This window comes from Terriglobus sp. YAF25, assembly GCF_052113305.1.
Taxonomy (GTDB): domain Bacteria; phylum Acidobacteriota; class Terriglobia; order Terriglobales; family Acidobacteriaceae; genus Terriglobus.
Genome location: NZ_JBFRCY010000653.1, coordinates 1 through 2,653, shown reverse-complemented (window position 1 = coordinate 2,653; position 2,653 = coordinate 1). Strand labels below are relative to the sequence as shown.

The 2,653-nt window shown below is 56.3% G+C and carries 3 protein-coding genes; all 3 read left to right on the top strand.

Translation table 11 applies throughout. The features are described from left to right. The coding region (locus tag AB4043_RS21840) for a glycosyltransferase (RefSeq protein ID WP_442308075.1) at positions 1–276 on the top strand (276 nt) is incomplete at its 5' end. A 26-nt stretch (positions 277–302) separates the two neighbouring features. Then, entirely contained in the window at positions 303–1,427 is a 1,125-nt protein-coding gene (locus tag AB4043_RS21835) for a glycosyltransferase (protein WP_442300909.1), read from the top strand. Then, positions 1,424–2,653, top strand: a 1,230-nt coding sequence (locus AB4043_RS21830) for an oligosaccharide flippase family protein (protein ID WP_442308074.1), incomplete at its 3' end; no start/stop codon positions are given. The genes AB4043_RS21835 and AB4043_RS21830, both read left to right, overlap by 4 nt.

Here is a 2,653-nt window from a genome sequence, read left to right as displayed (position 1 = left end):
GGAGACACAGCCGGCCTCGCAGGCAGACTGCTTCAGTTATCGCAGAACCGCGTTCTGCTCGACGCTGCGGCCATGACAGCACGGCTTGAGACCTGCCCGCGATTCTCTTCGGAGAGATTTCGGGCGGAGCTGAAGAAACTCTATGAACGCGTAGTCCCAACAACAACACGGCAGCGGCATACACCTAACCCGCATGAGCTCGGTTCTCTTGTCCGCTGCCAGGTGAACGCGAAAAGCAGTACAGAACACGACTTCAAAACGAAGTTCCTCGAGTAGTCACATTTCGGGGAACAAGGGGTTCTATGCCCAGAATTGCTCTCTTCCAGGACTATCTTGCACAGAACGGCGGTGCAGAACGGGTAACCGAAGCTATCCTCCGGACGTTACCCGGCGCAGATCTTCACACCACAATGGCGGTGCCTGAGCGGCTGCCCCCATATCTTCGCGATGCAGATGCGACGACGACCTGGATGCAGGCACTGCCTGCCAAGGCCAAATGGTACCGTCAATATTTCCTTCTATATCCATTCGGTGTAGAGTCGGCGAATCTGACGGCATACGACCTCATCGTCAGCAGCTGCTGCGGATATGCCAAAGGCGTGAAGCGCAGCAAAAACGCGATTCATGTCTGCTACTGCCATAATCCGATGCGCTGGGTGTGGCGCTTTCCTGAATACATCGCGCGCGAACACTTCAATAAACCTACAAAGATGCTTCTGCATCTTATGGTCCAAGGCTTAAAGAAGTGGGAAATGCAGGCAGCCACGCGGCCCGACTTCTTCATCGCAAATTCGCATATCGTGGCGAACCGTCTCAAACAAGCCTTCGGTGTGGATGCAGTTGTCATCGAACCTCCGATCGTTACATCGCGGTTCTGGGTGAGCAAAGAAACCGAGGATTATTACCTGATTCTCTCTCGCTTGAACGCCTACAAACGAATCGACCTCGCGGTCGAAGCATGCACGCGAACCAATCGGCGGCTGATTGTTATCGGTGATGGTCCAGCCCGCGAATCGCTCGAGGCTATGGCAGGACCAACCGTTACCTTCCTTGGGCGTCAGTCCGATGCCGACGTCAATCGCTATGCGAGYCGTTGCCGCGCTCTGATCTTTCCAGGCGAGGAAGACTTTGGGATGGCTCCGCTTGAGATCAATGCGGCGGGCCGGCCTGTGGTGGCCTACGATGCCGGAGGAGCAACGGAGACCGTGGTGGAAGGCATGAATGGCGTCCGCTTTGGCGAACAAACCGTCGACTCACTGATAGAGGGGCTGGAAAGACTGGAAAGCCAGCAATGGGACCCAGCGGCTATCCGGAGAAATGCGCAGCGTTATGACATCAATGTGTTTCAGGAGCGTCTACTGGGCTTTCTCGACAGCGTATCGCCTGCAGTTCATAGCTTGAAGTTGTTACAGCGGAGGGCTGGATGAGCGTGTCGTCCACAGAATCGATCTCACCACCGAAGTCGGCCGAAACAAGCGCTGGACACGGTGCGCGTGCGGTCGTTCATTCCATCGCCAGCAAGGTTCTCATTCTTGCGCTTCAGGCCTCCACAGGGATACTTACCGCTCGGATGCTTTTACCCTGGGGCCGCGGCGAACTGGCGGCGATGATCTTGTGGCCTCTCTTCATTGCCAGCGTTACGACACTGGGCGTTCCCAGTTCTCTCATCTACTATCTGCGGTTTCGCCCTGAAGATCGAGAAGAACTGATTGCGAATGGCTTTTTCATGGCGACGATACTGGGTATGTTTGCCACAGCAGGCACCGTGTTCCTGCTTCCCCACTGGCTGCATCAATACTCGCCGTCGACCGTACATGCCGCGCAATGGTTTCTCATCACCGTGCCGCTCTGCTCCGTCACTCTCGTCGGCCGCGCAGTGCTTGAGGCATCGCACGACTTCTCCGGCTCGAATGCAATCCAGATCATCACACCCTTCGCAACGCTGATTGGTCTTTTATGTTTTGTGGTCGCCCATCATCTTACGCCATTCACCGCCGCGATCGCATACATCGCCGCGTCCGGCCCGGCGTTCTGGTATATGGCCGCGCGCTTGCGGCGAGTCTCCGCAAGAGTTGTACCTGCGCGCATGGCGACCGTGAAGCAGATCCTGAGCTATGGAATTCGTTCGTACGGAATCGACGTATTAGGAACACTGACACTACAAGTCGACCAGGTACTGGTAGTAGGCATGCTGAGTCCCAGCGCGATGGGATCGTATGTAGTTGTGTTGAGTCTGTCCCGGATGCTCAACCTCTTCCAAAATTCAGTAGTCATGGTGCTCTTCCCCAAAGCCGCGGGGCGTTCCGCAGACGAAGTCATCGCTATGACAGGCGACGCCGTACGCGTAAGCGGACTTGTGACGGCAGCATGCGGCATCTTCGTCTGTCTCGCCGGCCCGCTCCTGTTGCGCCTGCTTTATGGCCGTGAATATGTTGAGGCCGCCGGCGTGCTGCGCATCCTGGTTCTGGAAGTAGTGCTCTCGGGGGCTGTCTTTATTCTGGCTCAGGCCTTCATGGCTCTCGATAGGCCAGGTGTAGTCACCGTTCTTCAGGGGGTCGGGCTTTCATTCAGCATTCCGATGATGCTCGTGCTGATTCCCCGCTATGGAATCTACGGAGCAGCAGTGTCGCTTCTTACATCGACGGTCGCAAGT